The organism is Mariprofundus sp. NF (genome assembly GCF_013387455.1).
Taxonomy (GTDB): Bacteria; Pseudomonadota; Zetaproteobacteria; order Mariprofundales; family Mariprofundaceae; genus Mariprofundus.
The window spans coordinates 398,275-412,915 of record NZ_VWNC01000002.1; the positions used below are offsets into that span (position 1 = coordinate 398,275).

Here is a 14,641-nt window from a genome sequence, read left to right on the forward strand (position 1 = left end):
TTGGACTCTGCACAATCACTCAAGCTCGCTTCGGCTATCGCGAAGATTCAAACGGGAGGAGATGAATGCAGTGGGATCGGCCCAATATATATCGAAATGCTAATACATCAAGGTTGTGGTCGTTCAGCAGATAAAAAAAGGCTCCGAAGCATCAAACTTCGGAGCCTTGAATAAGAACGGCAATCTTCACCGCACGGTTAATCACCTACAGGATTATTCGTATAACGGTTGGATTGATCCAGATCAGGAAAGAGCTTCTCCTCCTTCTCTTTCAGCTCTGTCAGCGAGCAGGCAGGCACGCCGATCAGGCCTGAGATGCGATTGATATACTGCTCTTCAAGAAAGGCTACATCGCCATCGGCCATGGCAACACGCCAGAGCTTGGCAAGGATTGCGGCGCGCTCATCAACGTTATAGGTGTCAACAATCTGCTTCACCACATTTTCAATGCGCAGATCGGCACGCTCGGTATCCTGAGCCTGTTCAATCAGCTCGCTACTCTCTTCAGCGGAGATGTTGAAATGGTCACTGAGCAGCTTGACGATCTCGGCATGCTCTTCAGCATCAATCTTTCCATCCATCGTCATCATGCCGACCATCAGCTTGGTAATGGCCAGTGTCAGATCCGGCAACTGTTGATGACCCTCTTCCCGACGCCACCAACCCTGTAATGTTTTCAGCATAAAAACCTCCCTCGCTTCTTTGGCGAGCCATATGCCAGCCATTTGACGGTTATCTCTATCGGCAAGTCTGCAATTTTCACTCTGCCATCAAACCACTGGCAGTTTATTGCATTTTTTTGCCCGAAGCCCCTTGATCACACAGTCACAGGAGCCCCTAAGCAAACTATAGCAGATACGATGCCAAACTACCTTTGCTGGTGAAATGATGCCAGCGATTGCCATGATGACAACCGATCTGGCACACTGGGGCAATGAAACTATCTGCCTCTGATTTCCCCGAAGTGCCTCTGCTGGAGATGCATGATGTGCATCTGCAAGAGGTGGAGATGATCAACGCCATCTACGATCTGATTCTGGAGATTGAGAGCGGCAATCGTAAAAAAGCAGTGCTTAGTGAAAAGCTGGATGAGTTGCTGATCCATACGCAGGAGCATTTCGCCAATGAAGAGCGGCTGATGTTAGAGGCACATTTTCCGCCCTATGCCATGCATAAAAATGCCCACAACCTCTTCCTGCAAGAGCTGCAAGATGCGGTTAGCAGCTGGAAGGAGGAGCAGGCCATCGGACCGATTGATCAGTTTATGCGCTTTAAGCTACCCCGTTGGATGAAGGATCACATCAGCACCATGGATTATGTCACTGCGGGTTATCTCGCCAATCAGTTGCAGAAGTAGCCACACATGCCTGCGGCTCTAAAAAAGCTTGAGCAGCTCCATTTTGATAACAGCTTTGTCAATTCGCTGCCTGCCGATCCTGAGTCTGAAAACTTCCCCCGCCAGGTATTCTCTGCTTGTTATTCGCGTGTAGTGCCAACGCCAGTGAGCAACCCGCAACTGCTGGCCTGCGTCAGTGAAGTCGCTGAGCTTCTCGATCTCTCTGCACTGAGTTGTGAATCGGAGCTATTCACGCAAACCTTCTCCGGCAACCATCTGTTGCCCGGCATGGATGCTTACGCCAGCTGTTACGGTGGCCATCAGTTCGGCCACTGGGCCGGCCAGCTGGGGGATGGGCGCGCCATTAATCTCGGTGAAGTGATCAATGCCAAGGGTGAACGCTGGTCTCTGCAGCTCAAAGGGGCAGGGCCGACCCCATACTCCCGCAATGCGGATGGTCTTGCTGTACTGCGCTCCTCACTGCGCGAATTTCTCTGTAGTGAAGCGATGTTTCATCTGGGTGTGCCAACCACCCGCGCCCTGAGCCTGATCACAACCGGTGAACGGGTAGATCGCGATATTCTCTATAACGGCAATGGTGCCCCGGAACCGGGTGCGGTGCTCTGTCGTGTCGCCCCCGGCTTTATCCGCTTCGGCAATTTTCAGCTGCTGGCCTCTCGCGCTGATCTTGGCCTATTGAAAGCGCTGCTTGATTACACCATCCGCACCGATTTCCCGCATCTTGGTGAACCCTCAACTCCGGTCTATCTGGCATGGTTTGAAGAGGTCTGCAGATCAACGGCCGAATTGATGGTGCACTGGATGCGGGTCGGTTTTGTGCATGGGGTGATGAACACGGACAATATGTCAGTGCTCGGGCTGACCATCGATTATGGCCCTTACGGCTGGCTGGAGGGTTATGATCCGGGCTGGACACCCAATATCACCGATGCCGAGATGAAACGCTATCGCTATGGCAACCAGCCTCAGATCGCCTCATGGAATCTGGCCCGTCTGGCCGATGCGCTGCTGCCGCTGATCGAATCGATTGAACCGCTGCAGCAGGCCATATCCAGTTACGCCGCTACCTACGAAAAGGGCTGGCGCGTCATGATGCGGAGCAAGCTGGGTCTGATCGGAGAGGAGGAAGGTGATGAGCCACTGACCCACGAACTGCTGATGATCCTGCCACTGGTTGAGACCGACATGAGCATATTCTTCCGCAAACTGGCCGATATCCGCAGTGATAGTGACCCGGATCAACTCAGCAGTGATCAACTGATCGCACCACTGCTTGATGCCTATTACGACCTCGGCTCCCTTGATAGTGATTACCGCAACCGTTTTGCCACATGGATGCGCAGTTATATGCTGCGCATTAGAGAGCAGAAGATATCAGACGCTGATCGCAGGCAGCAGATGAACGCCGTGAATCCCAAATATGTGCTGCGCAACTATCTAGCACAGCAGGCAATCGACAAAGCTGAAGCGGGTGACAGTAGCATGATCTACGAACTGCTTGAGCTGCTACGCCACCCTTACGATGAACAGCCTGAGAACGAGCATTATGCTGCCAAACGTCCTGAGTGGGCCCGCAACCGTGCCGGTTGCTCCATGCTCTCCTGTAGTTCTTAATCCGTTAGAGATTAAATGTAAGCTGTGGTTGTTCGCTGTTTAGTGACCAGTCGATGGGGGTTTTTCCATGTTCAGTGAGATAAGCGTTGGCTTTGGAGAAGTGGTGGCAGCCGAGAAAACCGCGATGAGCCGAGAATGGGGAGGGGTGTGCTGATGCAAGAATCATATGGCGCTGATGATCGATCAGATCAGCTTTGGATTGGGCAAAGTTACCCCACAGCATAAATACGATCTGTTCACGTTTGTCACTCAGACCTCTGATCACTGCATCGGTGAACCGCTCCCAGCCTCGGCCCTGATGTGAAGCCGGCTTTTTCTCCTCTACGGTCATCGTGGCATTAAGCAGCAGCACCCCGGCTCTGGCCCATGCGCTGAGGCAACCGTGGTCGGGTATTGCAATGCCAAGGTCTGATTGTAGCTCTTTGTAGATATTGCGCAGCGAGGGTGGGATTTTCTGGCCGGGTTGAACAGAAAAACTCAGGCCGTGCGCCTGACCTGCGCCGTGGTAGGGGTCCTGACCGAGAATCACCACTTTCACATCATCAAAGGCGGTTGCATCAAAGGCTGCAAAGCAGTTTTCTTGAGAAGGATAGATTGTTTTGCCTGCTGCTCGCTCAGTCTCCAGAAATGCGAATAGATCAGCGGCATAAGGCTTTTCCAATTCACCAGCCAGCGCTCTCTCCCATGATTCCGACAGTCGTTGTTTCATCTATCGCCCCGCCTTGTATAAGAAGTATCGCCACACTATGTAATTTTTCAGCAGATATCACCGACTACAACAACTATGAAACGATATCTTACAGTTATACTTCTACTGCTCGCACCCTCTCTGGTGCAAGCAGCAGGTTTTGATCATAGCGGCTGGAACAGTCTGCTGGAGAAACATGTCAAAAGCAGCGAGGCAGGCCATGCCACCCGGGTTGATTACCGCGCCCTGCTCAAAGAGCGCCCCGCCCTGCGTCTCTATCTACAGAGGGCTGCAACAGTAACACGTGAGAGCTTCGAGCAGTGGAGCAGAGCTGAACGCCTCGCCTTCCTGATCAACCTCTACAATGCCCACACCGTTGAACTCATCCTCTCAGCCTACCCGCTTGCTTCGATCAGGGATCTCAGATTCCTGTTCAGCTCGCCATGGCAGAAAGAGATTGTTCCTCTATTTGGTGAGATGGTCTCACTAGATGAAATTGAACATGGCATGATCCGCGCAGACGGAGCATATGCCGAGCCGCGCATCCATTTCGCTGTCAACTGCGCCAGCATCGGTTGCCCGGCACTCGCTGGAGAGGCATATACGGCGGAGAAGCTTGAAGATCAGCTTGAGAGCGCAACGGTTCATTTCCTCTCTGATCGCAGTCGTAATCGTCTTGATGGCAAAACGCTGAGAGTCTCAAAAATATTCAAATGGTATCGCCAGGACTTCGAACGTGGCTGGGGCGGTTACAGATCTCTGGCACAATTTTTTTCACGTTACAGAAATGCGCTGGGACTCTCCGATATACAAGCCGGGCAATTGATCAACGGAGAGATCAACATTGGGTTTCTCGATTATGACTGGTCTCTTAATGAGTCTCACGACGACTAAACGGTACAGACCACCGCATTATAAGATTACAGAAAAATTGATAAAACTCTCATTTTAATAGGATATTTTCTTATTTTTACCCCGATTTTGGCTGTTTTGTCCCCCAAATGGGGGACAACAGATATTTTTTTATCTGCTACACTAAAGCCATGCAATGGATGCATCGGGGGAGCAGGAGCTAAACCGTCCTGGTTAGTGATGGGTTCATGACAATACAAAAAATATCTGCAGTGAACACACTGCTCTCCATTCCATGGTGGATCAGCGGCCTGCTGGCTGCTTTCACAATTATGCTGCCGGAGCTACTGCATATTCTTGATGATCCGGGCTCGCATGCAGATCCCAACCCGCTATTTGGTACACTGGCTAACGTGCTTTCGATCGGGCTGGCCACTGCGTTTATGATCATCACCCTGCTTCTGTTGTGGAAACAATTTAGCGCTGATTTACACCGGCAAAAAGAGAGACATTGGCTGGAGTTTCAACACAAACCTTCGCAACAGAACCACTCGGCACCCCATATATCGGGCGCGAAAGCCGGGGAGAACCACCACACACCTCTCAAACCGACAGCCTGGAGTCTGGAGCTGTTACAAGCTATGGCGGACAAACCTTTTCAGAGCCTCTGTCAGATGCTGTTTGGTGAACTGAATCTCGATGCCCGCCTGCCTGCAGCGCATCTGAAGCGCAGTCTGGATATCGAGCTCTATGACAAAGAGACGCCCTGGAAGCTTATCGCCATCGCGCAGTGCAAGATCTGGTCTGATCCGGTTAAAGTCTGCCATATCAAAGCGCTGCACAGGGTGATGCTGGCAAAAAAAGCGGCCAAGGCTTATTTCATTACCAGCGGCACCTTTACAGAGACAGCCCGAAACCATGCCGGAGAGTGCGGCCTCACGCTGGTCGATGGCCAGCGACTACTGCAGTTGATGAAAGCGCTCAGCCCTGAGAAGTCAGCCCATCTGCTCAAACTTGTCACCGCTGGCGACTTCACCAGACCCGACTATCCAGACCGCGGCAACAAACTGCTCACACGCAAAACATCCGGTTCCATCTATCAGGTCTGGGGTGGTACAAACCCGCCGCGTGATAAACCTGCTGCAAAGCCAGAAACCGCCACAGAACTTGAATAATCCGCAATGAGCAAAATTCGAAAAGAGTCCGCGATTGAGTCGCTGTTCGCCATGCCGTGGTGGATCAGTGGCCTGCTCGCAACAGCAGCATTTTTCAGCCCCGATATTTTGAAGCTGGTGATCCCCATCAGAGAAGGGGCGTCAGGGGCCATGATTAATAGTACCTTTGTTACAGCGGCAGAAACCCTCGCCCCCATTTTCGCGACAGGCCTGCTGATCATTGCTCTGGCCATATTGGCCAAAAATATCTACAGCAGAGCAGAACCTGTCGCTCAGATAGCAACTCCCGCTGCCCCGAATAACCCCGGAATCAGCGATATGCTGGCCGAGAAGTTCTACAGCGAAGAGCCTCCCGAAATAACACCAACAAGCTGGAGCCTGCAGCTGCTGCAAGAGCTGGAGTGGAAACGTTTTGAAGAGTTATGCGAAGCTCTGCTTTATGAGCTGGGGTTGATTGCCCGCAACACCAAATTCGGTGCAGATGGCGGTATCGATATTGATCTCTACGCCATCGATGAACCGTCCAACCGCATCGCTATCGCCCAGTGTAAGGCGTGGCCCAGGCCGGTTGGAGTAAAAGAGATCAGAGCGTTTTACGCGGTGATGGTCACCAGCAGTGTCTTAGAGGGTTATTTTATGACCACCTCAACCTTCAGCGAAGAGGCCGTTAAATTCTCCCAAATCAGTAGCGTAACATTGATCAACGGTGAGCGAGTGCTTGCTCTGATCGCCGCCCTTCCCCCTGAGAGATCCCGCGCACTGCTCACCCTTGCCACCCGTGGTGACTTCACCACCCCTACCTGTCCCAGCTGTGGCCTGAAACTGATCCCCAGAAAATCCAGCAGCTCCGGCACCTCATTCTGGGGCTGCCGCCGCTACCCCCGCTGCACCGGCAAACTCAACATGAAGAAAGACTCCAACAAATGATTGAACAGGTATATGGTGAGCATCGGCAATGGAAGCATGGGGAAGCATGGAGCTAATCACCCTTACTGGATTAGCTTGTGATTGATTTCAGCGCTCTGATTTCTCAGCTCTTTGCCTCATTCTGGTGGCTTCTTCCACTAATTGCCCTGATCGCACTTTTTAAGTCCCCATGGTTTAAAGGTTTCATCGGTGAAGTGATGGTCAATCTGGCTGCCAGATTCTTTCTTAATAAAAACGATTATCATCTGATCAAAAATGTCACCATCCCCATCTTTGGCGGCACCACCCAGATCGATCATATTATTGTTTCCCGTTACGGCGTCTTTGTTGTGGAGACCAAAAACATGAAAGGCTGGATTTTTGGTGGCGAACACCAAAAGGCTTGGACACAGCAGATATTCAAATCCAAACACAAATTCCAGAACCCGTTGCATCAGAACTACAAGCACACCAAAACCCTTGAGTTAACACTTGGCCTTGAACCTGAGAAGCTCTTCTCCTTGGTTGTCTTTGTCGGTGACAGCACCTTCAAAACCGAGATGCCGGAGAATGTCACCTATGGCGGTGGTTATATCCGCTTTATCAAATCGCACACCGAAATTCTGCTAACCGAATCTGAGGTTCAGCAGGTGATCGGGCAGATCGCCGATCACCGCCTGCACCCATCGATCAAAACCCATCGTCAGCATGCCGCACATGTAAAAGAGATCGTCGCCAGCAAAGAGGCTGCTCAATCAACAGATGCAAAATCCTGCCCCAAATGCGGCAGTGAGATGGTGCTGCGTACCAGCAAGAAGGGCCCCAATGCAGGCAATGAATTTTGGGGCTGCTCCGCATTTCCAAAATGCAGAGCAGTTACTGCATTTGAATAAGCAAAGACTCGGTCACTTTAGCTTTTCTCTTGGTTCTAGGGTAACTTAAGAAATGGCAAGAGAATACTATTCAGGATTGATCGAAGAGTTTGTTAGCACATCTGTCGAAGAAGTGCTGGGCAAGTTAGCTGACAACAACCAATTCAGCTTGGAACTCACTCAGAAGAATGCTTGGAAAGAAGAGATTGTACTCTTGCAAAGCATACTCAATGGTTATGCTGGAAAGATTTACTTTGAGTATTCAATTCCTCGCATGGGCCAGCGCATTGACGTGTTGCTGCTGATCCATGGCGTGATCTTTGTGCTCGAATTCAAGGTGGGCGAGCGAGCATTTCATCAGCACCACATCGATCAGGTTTGGGACTACACGCTTGATCTGAAAAACTTCCATGAGACCAGCCATGATCTGGTGATCGCCCCGGTGCTGATTGCCACCAAGGCCAATGATGGACCGCTGAATATTTTGATGACGCCCCAAAACGACAACCTGCTTTTTCCCATCTTGTGCAATGCGGGCATGTTGCCGGAAGTGATTGCGGGGGTGTTGGCCTTTGTTGAAGCTAAGACCATTGAGCCAGCCCGCTGGGAGCAGGGCAGATATTATCCCACCCCAACAATCATTGAAGCGGCGATATCGCTCTATCAAGGCCACTCGGTTGAAGATATTTCACGGAGGGATGCCGAAGATATCAACTTGGGCGCGACGACCGATTCCATTTCAGGGGTGATCGAGCAGGCGCGGACGACAGGAAAAAAATGCATCTGTTTTGTGACCGGCGTGCCTGGAGCAGGTAAAACGCTGGTAGGGTTGAACATCGCCAACCAGCACATGGATAAAGCCAGTGAGCTCTACAGCGTGTTCCTCTCCGGCAATGGACCGCTTGTGGCCATATTAACTGAAGCTTTGGCTCGTGACCGAGTTCGGCGCTCAATTGAAGAGGGCGAAAAGATCAAGAAGGGTGTGGCAAGGAGTGCCGTCAAAGCGTTGATTCAAAACGTTCACCACTTTCGTGATGACTGTCTGCAAAGTGAAATTGCGCCGATTGAGCATGTGGTGCTCTTTGATGAGGCCCAACGCGCTTGGAATTTAGCGCAGACCACGTCCTTTATGCGGCAGAAGAAAGGCGTGCCCGACTTTGACATGTCGGAGCCTGAGTTTTTGATCTCCTGTATGGACCGGCACGAAGACTGGGCCGTTATCGTTTGCTTGGTTGGTGGTGGCCAAGAGATTAATACCGGAGAAGCTGGCATCAGCGAATGGATCGAATCGATCAATCGCGCATACAAGGATTGGCATGTCTATATTTCGCCGCAAATTCATGACAGTGAATATGCTGCTGGTGAAGCGGTCGCGATGCTTCAGCCCCACCGAGATGTGACCTATATTGATAGCCTGCATCTCTCTGTCTCGATGCGCTCATTTCGTGCCGAGAATGTCTCTGCATTGGTGAAGCAGATTCTTGATCTGGACCTGCAGGCTGCTCGCCAGTCATTCAATTCATTGCAGGGTAAATATCCCATCGTAGTGACGCGCTGCGTGAAGCAAGCAAAAGCGTGGCTGAAGCAGCAGGCCCGAGGCTCTGAGCGCTATGGCATTGTTGTCTCTTCCCAAGCTTCTCGCCTCAAGCCCTATGCGATTGATATCAAGTCACCGATGAATCCCGTGCACTGGTTTCTTGAGGGGAAGGATGATGTCCGTTCCTCTTACTATCTCGAAGATGTGGCGACTGAATTTCATATTCAGGGCTTGGAGCTCGATTGGGCGTGTGTGACTTGGGATGCCGATTTTAGATATAGCGAAGATGGGTGGCGACATTTCTCTTTCCGCGGTAACAAATGGCAACGAATCAATAAAGCTGAGCGGCAGATGTATTTGAAGAACGCCTATCGTGTGTTGCTGACCCGCGCACGGCAGGGAATGGTGATTGTCGTGCCTCAAGGTGATGCCGAAGACCCGACGCGGGATTCGGCCTTTTATGATGACACTTTTGAGTATCTAACATCGATTGGCTTGCCAGCTATTGAATGAACATTTTCTAAGTGCCAGGTTGGGTTGATGCTTACCCTGCACGAAGATGCGTTTTACGAATTCTTTCGCCCCTATCGGCATCCACAATCCAGTTGCGATATCTGGGGTGGCATCGGGCTGGAAACTTTTGGCGAGGATTTGAAACTGGTGAAATCGCTGCCCGCTGCGCATTTGTGGACGGTTGTGGATGGCGATGGCGACCAATGGATTCTGCCCGGCATTCATTGCGTGAATCGGATTTGTTATCTGGTTACTGAAGTTGCCCACGACTGGCGGGATCTTGAGTTTCGCATTCCTGCCAGAGGATATTCGCTGACCCAGTTAGGCCTTTTGCGTCAGCTCAATCAAGCCCGGAAATTCATGGGATCAATCAACGTATAATATGTAAAAAGAGAGCCGAGTGGCTCCCTTAAGTGTTAATTACTTGCAGGGGCCGAGGCGTTTGCCGGTGATGTGACTGACCATCTTCATGCCCTGGGTGTTCATGGTCGTCGTGCCTTTCATGGTCTCACCTGTGTAGGTGTAGGTGCCGTTCATATCTGAGGTGATGCCATCGTTGGTGCAGCGTATGTGCCATGTTACCGTGTGACCGGAAACAGACTGATCGATCATTTTACAGCTATCACTATCATGAGACTTCTGCCTGGGAACCATCATGTCGTTTGTGATGCACTGGCTATGCTGCATATCCGGCAAACTCGGCATGCCTTCAGGCATAGAACTCATATCTATCTTCGTGGTCATCTCCCACTCACCCTCATGCAGGATCTGCTCGGCAAAGCAGACCGAACTGGTGAAGAGAATCAGTAGTGCCGGGATAACTCTGTTGAAGTAATTCATGCTCTTCCTCCCCATCGTTGCAACAGATCGAAATGGTCTCATTAGTTTTACTATAGCATATAGTTTTAAGTCTCGGAAAGACTCCGAGACTTAATGAGAGCGCAAACTGTTAGATGAGTTTGTTGAGCTGGCTGCCTGAGAGGTCAAGCTTGTGGATCATCTTGCCGTGGATGTCGTAGAACTCCTGCTGGGTGCGGTCAAAGGGGTTCTGGTGCTGTTGCCAGCTGGTGCCGCTATAGGCCCGTACAGGTTCGGCATCGGTCTCAACCGATGCGATGTTTCTCATCTCGGCTGTAACGACCGGTGGCACTACCACTGCAGGCAGGCGATCGACGTAAAGTGTGATTCCATCTACCATCATCATGTTACTATTATAGCAGAATTTGCTAAATACCCCTATTTACGGACTCCTTCACCCGACCAGCTTGCCATGCGTGTGTAAAATCCTGCTTGATCAGCCCTTTCGGCTGCATATGATTCACACCCTGTTATCAGCCGGCATAGCTCAGATGGTAGAGCAGCTGATTTGTAATCAGCAGGCCACGGGTTCGATTCCTGTTGCCGGCTCCAGTTTAAAATTTGCAGTCATGAAGAGGGAGCCCGGCCGGCTCCCTTTTTTCATGCCCTGCCTCTTCGCTCTCCACCACAATCGGACAACCTCTTATCTGCTGCCAAACAGGCATAGCTATCTATATCCGCAAGGCAGGCGTACGGTGTACTGGATTAATCAGGAGCCAATACCATGGGTAAAGAACAGAAGAGCAGTAGAGAAGGAAAAAAAGAGGCGGCTAAAACGCCAAAAGAGAAGAAGGCAGCCAAAGCTGCAAAGAAGGCTGCCAGGTAAATTCGGCCTCTCAGTTGCCTGAACAAGCGCTGACTGAATATCGCATGATTTTATAAAAAAGGGGAGCCGATTGGCTCCCCTTTTGCCATTTGCACCGACAATGGGTCAGCAACAATAGTCATCATCGTCAGATTAACGTCGCAGTTAAGTTTGACAGTTCAAACGCTCACAAAGCAATTTTCCGGCAATTCTCCGCTCTCTTGCCCGGCCATCCCTGATAGCATCAACGAGCACAAGCAGCTCATAGAGAACGCTATCCTGTGCCGCTGCTGCTGGTACAGACTTATACAGTGGTGAGAGTGAAGGACCGCGATCTTTTCCCTCCGCATACGGCCATACCGGCGGATTCTGCTGATCATACACAAGCTCGCTCACTATGGGTTCGGCTGCGTAAGAGGTTTTCATACCTCTGGTGATGGTTCCATAATCCGGTGGAAAGGCATACTTAATGCCGTGCAGAAGAAACTCCTCCAGCGCCTGCCGATTAGGTCGTGGCTGAACGCCCTCACCAAGCTGTACCAGCAATTTTGCCCTGAGCGCTCGCTTTACACCGGCATTAATTTCCGAGGCACTCATGCACAACTCATTAGCCAGCTGTAGATAACTCCACGACCGATCTCCTAACGCAATCAGCTTTAGTACAACAACAATATCCTGTGGCTTTAAAATCATGCCCGTATGCTATTCGCGATTCGCGAATGGCGCAAACTTGGCAAGACGGGTACTTTTTCAGGCCTCACAACAAGCAGTGCTTTAGTTTTCTATAATCTGGCTGGCGAATGTTCTGATTGTTTTCTGATCCCCCGTTAGCAGGCTGCCGAGACAAATATTCTAAATCGGAGAAGAGCGGCGGAGCCGTGGCCGATTTTGAATATGCAGGATCGGGAACCCGAAGGGCGGGCTGGTTCCGGGGTGGCTTTCTATCGTTATTTCTTTGCCACCAAAGAAATGACAAGTGAATATATATTCACTTACATTGCCTTTGATTTGAAGCAACTCAGTTGCTGTTAGGGTAATTCCCGTAATTGCACGATGAACCCAAAAAAAGGGGAGCCAATCGGCTCCCCTTTTGTCATCTGTAGCGACAACGGATCAGATCATCTGATCTCTTATTTCTCGTCGGTCCAAGCCTGCAGCCCTTCAATAATCTGTTTGGCCTGCTTGACGTTGGTGATGTTAAACTTGGAGCGCGGGGTATATTCACCATTACGCTTCTGGAAACGGCGGATAGTGAATTTATCCTCGCCATACTCTTCCTTGGCAGCGTCCCAGTTCACATAGCGGAACATGATGGTGGTCCATGCACCCTTGCTGAGAATCACCTTATCCAGCTGCTTGGTGGTCACGATACCGCCCTCTTCATAATCGATGCTTAAATCGTCTGGTGTCATAAGATCCTCTTGCTTGATATGAGTTCGTAATTCGGGGCGCAGCCTATCGCCTCGCCCCGTTTTTGCACTGTTCAACTTAAATCAGCGCTCTACTGAGTGAATCCTCGCCTACTCCTGATAGTAGTAATCGTACTGGCTCAGCAGGGAGTCAGTCAGGCTCCACGCCTCGGTATATGAGAGGCCGCTCTCATCGGGAAAGACAATGCGCACATAGAGATTCTTGCCATGTTTCTTCTGCAGCTGTGCGAGTCGCTTATGCAAAGCGGTGCTATCGGTGGCTTGATATGCAGCATCGGTTGGCCTCTTGATGCCGATATGTAACTTGCCACCCTCCCGATGATATCGAACGAACACCACCTCCTTACCCAGCTGCGAACGGGCCGGACGGATCAGCTTATTATACTTGGTTTGCAGATCAACATGCTGCAGCTCCAGCAACTTCAGCCGCTCAAGTTGGGTGATGCCACTGCTTTTAAATTTGGCGATCTCTGCCTGACTCTCTCGGTTCTGCTGCTCCTGCAAGTTTAACGCCTGCAGTCGCTGTTCAAGCTCAGCTACCAGTTCAACCTGCCGCTTCTCCAGGTTCGCCTTCTCACTAAGTGCTGTATCCAGGCCCCGGGTAGCACCGGAGAGCTGACTCTTGAGCTGCATATTATCCTGCTCACTCTTTTTAAGCTGGCTTATTGCACGGCTATGCTCCTCGCCCAGATTCATCAGACGAAGACGTAGCATCGACGACGCCTCTTCCAAGCGTTTCAGCCGCATATTGAGTTCTGTGTTGATGTTGGTGGTGGAGTAGGCCTGTTCGGCAGCAGAGCGTTCCGCCGCCAGCGAATCCTGCAGCTGATGCACCAGATCCATGTTTTTCACCAGCAGCGTTAACATCGCCAGTAGAAAAACCAGCACGATCACCGTCATGATATCGGTGAATGATGGCCAGAACCCTTCATCCCGATGTTCGTTGCCCAGACGGAGATCGATAAATCCCTGCGGCATACCGCTACTCCTTCGGCAACCGGAAGCCATCTTGCAGCGCGGTTGAAATCTCACGCAGCTGTACAAGCAGCTCCTGATGCTGAAGCCGGGAATCTTCAGCTGCCCTGTCGATACTCTGCTTTAAACCCTCCGGATTAAGTGCTTCGAAATTATCATGCAGCGACTGCACCAGCAGATGCGCCTGACTGACAAGCTCCACGGCATGCAGATTCACACTCTCGCTGGTGACATTAAAGCGTGGCATCAGGCGGGTGGCGGTGATCTGCTCAACCAGAGCAAGGATATGGGTCTGCAGCCCCTGAATGGCAGTAAAGAAATAGGCCAGCAGCAGATAACAGATGATGGCACTCATGGTGGTGGAGAGCGCGGTGGACATACCGTGAATCACCATGCCCATACCGGTCGATGATACCGCCTCCTCGAGCAGGCTGGAGGCGCCGAACAGGGCAATCGACAGCGAGATAATGGTGCCCAGCACACCACAGAGAATCAGGATATTATGAATAAATCGAATCACACCCGTGCGGGTACTCTCGTGGGCTAAAAGCGTGGCTGCCAGCGATTGATGATGCACCGGTGCATGCTGAAGGCGCATGCTCTCCATGGTGTCATAGCGCAGGGATATGATCGAGTCGAGTTCAATGCCGTGCAGCAGATCCGGTTTATCCTGATCCAGGTTCTGCTGGAAAATGGTAAGTGCGGCCTCCTCACGTTGATAGTGAAACAGCAGCATCACGATGCGCAGCATGCCTGTAAAGAAGAGGGCAACGATCAGACCATTGATGGCATAACCTGCTGCCGTTTGCTGATTGGAGAAATAGATCATGGTCAGGGTATCGGAGAAATAGACCCCCAGCAGGATGGTTACCAGTGTGATAACCGCCAGCTGGATGAGAATGTTACGACTCATATGTTGTTGCATCACTGACATGCTGCCTCCCCTTGTGGCCCGAGCAGAAGATGAAAGCTGGAACATAACTTCACCTGATCCTTACTCCGCCCCATAAGAGATCATGAACGCTTATCACGCCCCCTTCAAGCATGAGTGCATGATAA

The 14,641-nt window shown here is 51.1% G+C and carries 16 protein-coding genes and 1 tRNA gene; 9 read left to right on the top strand and 8 right to left on the bottom strand.

Annotation, left to right across the window (positions count from 1 at the left end; genetic code table 11):
• Positions 1–197: 197 nt before the first annotated feature.
• Entirely contained in the window at positions 198–683 is a 486-nt protein-coding gene (locus F3F96_RS04885; protein ID WP_241697649.1) for a TerB family tellurite resistance protein, read from the bottom strand.
• A gap of 251 nt (positions 684–934) precedes the next feature.
• Here F3F96_RS04885 and F3F96_RS04890 point away from each other — a divergent pair, with 251 nt between their 5' ends.
• Together F3F96_RS04890 and F3F96_RS04895 are read left to right on the top strand one after the other, a co-directional pair.
• Entirely contained in the window at positions 935–1,357 is a 423-nt protein-coding gene (locus tag F3F96_RS04890; protein WP_176962113.1) for a bacteriohemerythrin, read from the top strand.
• Positions 1,358–1,363: 6 nt separating this feature from the next.
• Positions 1,364–2,971 carry a YdiU family protein gene (locus F3F96_RS04895; RefSeq protein WP_176962114.1) on the top strand — a complete coding sequence of 536 codons (1,608 nt, stop codon included), beginning with the start codon at positions 1,364–1,366 and terminating at the stop codon, positions 2,969–2,971.
• 4 nt (positions 2,972–2,975) lie between these two features.
• Here F3F96_RS04895 and ung read toward each other — a convergent pair whose 3' ends face one another.
• A complete protein-coding gene (gene ung / locus F3F96_RS04900; RefSeq protein ID WP_176962115.1) occupies positions 2,976–3,680 on the bottom strand; it encodes a uracil-DNA glycosylase in 705 nt (234 codons plus the stop codon).
• A gap of 75 nt (positions 3,681–3,755) precedes the next feature.
• Between ung and F3F96_RS04905 the strand changes: the two genes are divergently transcribed.
• The 6 genes from F3F96_RS04905 (at position 3,756) to F3F96_RS04930 (ending at position 9,895) form a co-directional block, all read left to right on the top strand.
• Positions 3,756–4,553, top strand: coding sequence for a DUF547 domain-containing protein (locus F3F96_RS04905; protein ID WP_176962116.1), 798 nt, complete (start codon positions 3,756–3,758; stop codon positions 4,551–4,553).
• Positions 4,554–4,759: 206 nt separating this feature from the next.
• Positions 4,760–5,686: a restriction endonuclease gene (locus F3F96_RS04910; RefSeq protein ID WP_176962117.1), complete on the top strand. Its 927-nt coding sequence runs from the start codon at positions 4,760–4,762 to the stop codon at positions 5,684–5,686.
• 6 nt (positions 5,687–5,692) lie between these two features.
• A complete protein-coding gene (locus F3F96_RS04915) occupies positions 5,693–6,613 on the top strand; it encodes a restriction endonuclease (protein WP_176962118.1) in 921 nt (306 codons plus the stop codon).
• A gap of 80 nt (positions 6,614–6,693) precedes the next feature.
• The gene (locus F3F96_RS04920) at positions 6,694–7,485 is read left to right on the top strand and encodes an NERD domain-containing protein (protein ID WP_176962206.1); all 792 of its coding nucleotides are present in this window, start codon (positions 6,694–6,696) and stop codon (positions 7,483–7,485) included.
• A 52-nt stretch (positions 7,486–7,537) separates the two neighbouring features.
• Positions 7,538–9,514 carry a DUF2075 domain-containing protein gene (locus tag F3F96_RS04925; protein ID WP_176962119.1) on the top strand — a complete coding sequence of 659 codons (1,977 nt, stop codon included), beginning with the start codon at positions 7,538–7,540 and terminating at the stop codon, positions 9,512–9,514.
• Positions 9,515–9,541: 27 nt separating this feature from the next.
• Positions 9,542–9,895 carry a hypothetical protein gene (locus F3F96_RS04930; RefSeq protein WP_176962120.1) on the top strand — a complete coding sequence of 118 codons (354 nt, stop codon included), beginning with the start codon at positions 9,542–9,544 and terminating at the stop codon, positions 9,893–9,895.
• 39 nt (positions 9,896–9,934) lie between these two features.
• Here F3F96_RS04930 and F3F96_RS04935 read toward each other — a convergent pair whose 3' ends face one another.
• Both F3F96_RS04935 and F3F96_RS04940 read right to left on the bottom strand, forming a co-directional pair.
• On the bottom strand, positions 9,935–10,354 hold the full coding sequence (locus F3F96_RS04935; RefSeq protein ID WP_176962121.1) for a DUF3617 family protein: 420 nt from the start codon (positions 10,352–10,354) through the stop codon (positions 9,935–9,937).
• 109 nt (positions 10,355–10,463) lie between these two features.
• Complete coding sequence (locus tag F3F96_RS04940; protein WP_176962122.1) at positions 10,464–10,718, bottom strand: hypothetical protein; 255 nt, start codon at positions 10,716–10,718, stop codon at positions 10,464–10,466.
• Between the two features lie 130 nt (positions 10,719–10,848).
• Between F3F96_RS04940 and F3F96_RS04945 the strand changes: the two genes are divergently transcribed.
• Positions 10,849–10,924: transfer RNA gene (locus F3F96_RS04945), tRNA-Thr, on the top strand.
• Positions 10,925–11,342: 418 nt separating this feature from the next.
• Here F3F96_RS04945 and F3F96_RS04950 read toward each other — a convergent pair.
• The 4 genes from F3F96_RS04950 to F3F96_RS04965 form a co-directional block, all read right to left on the bottom strand.
• Positions 11,343–11,870, bottom strand: coding sequence for a hypothetical protein (locus F3F96_RS04950; RefSeq protein ID WP_176962123.1), 528 nt, complete (start codon positions 11,868–11,870; stop codon positions 11,343–11,345).
• 437 nt (positions 11,871–12,307) lie between these two features.
• Entirely contained in the window at positions 12,308–12,589 is a 282-nt protein-coding gene (locus tag F3F96_RS04955) for a hypothetical protein (protein ID WP_176962124.1), read from the bottom strand.
• Positions 12,590–12,697: 108 nt separating this feature from the next.
• On the bottom strand, positions 12,698–13,585 hold the full coding sequence (locus tag F3F96_RS04960; RefSeq protein WP_176962125.1) for a hypothetical protein: 888 nt from the start codon (positions 13,583–13,585) through the stop codon (positions 12,698–12,700).
• Between the two features lie 4 nt (positions 13,586–13,589).
• Positions 13,590–14,516: a hypothetical protein gene (locus F3F96_RS04965; RefSeq protein WP_176962126.1), complete on the bottom strand. Its 927-nt coding sequence runs from the start codon at positions 14,514–14,516 to the stop codon at positions 13,590–13,592.
• Positions 14,517–14,641 lie beyond the last annotated feature (125 nt).

Bases quoted from the DNA above. Each gene is read 5' to 3' on its own strand.
- F3F96_RS04885 (WP_241697649.1), bottom strand. From the start codon at position 683: ATGCTGAAAACATTACAGGGTTGGTGGCGTCGGGAAGAGGGTCATCAA.
- F3F96_RS04890 (WP_176962113.1), top strand. From the start codon at position 935: ATGAAACTATCTGCCTCTGATTTCCCCGAAGTGCCTCTGCTGGAGATG.
- F3F96_RS04895 (WP_176962114.1), top strand. From the start codon at position 1,364: ATGCCTGCGGCTCTAAAAAAGCTTGAGCAGCTCCATTTTGATAACAGC.
- ung (WP_176962115.1), bottom strand. From the start codon at position 3,680: ATGAAACAACGACTGTCGGAATCATGGGAGAGAGCGCTGGCTGGTGAA.
- F3F96_RS04905 (WP_176962116.1), top strand. From the start codon at position 3,756: ATGAAACGATATCTTACAGTTATACTTCTACTGCTCGCACCCTCTCTG.
- F3F96_RS04910 (WP_176962117.1), top strand. From the start codon at position 4,760: ATGACAATACAAAAAATATCTGCAGTGAACACACTGCTCTCCATTCCA.
- F3F96_RS04915 (WP_176962118.1), top strand. From the start codon at position 5,693: ATGAGCAAAATTCGAAAAGAGTCCGCGATTGAGTCGCTGTTCGCCATG.
- F3F96_RS04925 (WP_176962119.1), top strand. From the start codon at position 7,538: ATGGCAAGAGAATACTATTCAGGATTGATCGAAGAGTTTGTTAGCACA.
- F3F96_RS04930 (WP_176962120.1), top strand. From the start codon at position 9,542: ATGCTTACCCTGCACGAAGATGCGTTTTACGAATTCTTTCGCCCCTAT.
- F3F96_RS04935 (WP_176962121.1), bottom strand. From the start codon at position 10,354: ATGAATTACTTCAACAGAGTTATCCCGGCACTACTGATTCTCTTCACC.
- F3F96_RS04940 (WP_176962122.1), bottom strand. From the start codon at position 10,718: ATGATGATGGTAGATGGAATCACACTTTACGTCGATCGCCTGCCTGCA.
- F3F96_RS04950 (WP_176962123.1), bottom strand. From the start codon at position 11,870: ATGATTTTAAAGCCACAGGATATTGTTGTTGTACTAAAGCTGATTGCG.
- F3F96_RS04955 (WP_176962124.1), bottom strand. From the start codon at position 12,589: ATGACACCAGACGATTTAAGCATCGATTATGAAGAGGGCGGTATCGTG.
- F3F96_RS04960 (WP_176962125.1), bottom strand. From the start codon at position 13,585: ATGCCGCAGGGATTTATCGATCTCCGTCTGGGCAACGAACATCGGGAT.
- F3F96_RS04965 (WP_176962126.1), bottom strand. From the start codon at position 14,516: ATGTCAGTGATGCAACAACATATGAGTCGTAACATTCTCATCCAGCTG.